The organism is Mycobacterium sp. 1482292.6, from assembly GCF_001672995.1.
GTDB classification, from domain to species: domain Bacteria; phylum Actinomycetota; class Actinomycetes; order Mycobacteriales; family Mycobacteriaceae; genus Mycobacterium; species Mycobacterium europaeum_A.
This window is the reverse complement of sequence record NZ_LZKV01000209.1, coordinates 1-721: the sequence shown is the minus strand read 5'-3', so window position 1 is coordinate 721 and position 721 is coordinate 1. Positions and strand designations below refer to the sequence as shown.

The 721-nt window shown below is 70.7% G+C and carries 2 pseudogenes; one reads left to right on the top strand and one right to left on the bottom strand.

Going from position 1 to position 721, the window contains the following annotated elements:
* A pseudogene (locus A5624_RS21150) lies at positions 1 to 544 on the top strand (mannose-6-phosphate isomerase, class I); the annotation flags it as partial.
* 7 nt (positions 545 to 551) lie between these two features.
* Here A5624_RS21150 and A5624_RS28295 read toward each other — a convergent pair.
* A pseudogene (locus A5624_RS28295) lies at positions 552 to 721 on the bottom strand (oxidoreductase); the annotation flags it as partial.

Below are 721 nucleotides of genomic sequence, written 5' to 3'. Positions count from 1 at the left end.
GCTGGGCGAGCGCTATCCCGGCGACGCCGGGGTGCTGGCGGCGCTGCTGCTGAACCGCATCACCCTGGCCCCGGGCGAGGCCATCTTCGTCTCCGCCGGCAACCTGCACACCTACCTGCGCGGTTTCGCGGTGGAGGTGATGGCCAACTCCGACAACGTGTTACGCGGCGGGCTGACCCCCAAGCACGTCGACGTGCCCGAGCTGCTGCGCGTGCTGGACTTCACGCCCACCACCGAGGAGCAGCTGCGCCCGCCCATCCGCCGCGAGGGCTTCGGCCTGATCTATGAGACGCCGACCGACGAGTTCGCCGTCGCCCTGTTGCAGCTCGACGACGAGTACGTCGGCCACGAGGTGGACGCGACGTGCAGCCACGACGGCCCGCAGATCCTGTTGTGCAGCCAGGGCTGCACAACGGTGCACGGCAAATCCGGCTCGCTGACACTGAAGCGGGGGATGGCCGCCTGGGTCGCGGCCGACGACGCCCCGATCCGGCTGGTCGCGCACCAACCCACCAAGTTGTTCAGGGCGACGGTGGGGTTGTGACCGGGGCCTAGGCCCGATCGTGGCGACCCGCCTCGCCCGGCTGCGCCGCGCTCGCGCTCGCCACGCGCTCTTTGGCGGCCTGACGCCGCTCGCCCAGCCAGAGCCGCAGATTGTGCGCCATGGCGCGGCCGATGATCCGCGGCGGCGGAACCATATACAGGCTGTCCAGCAGCGAGA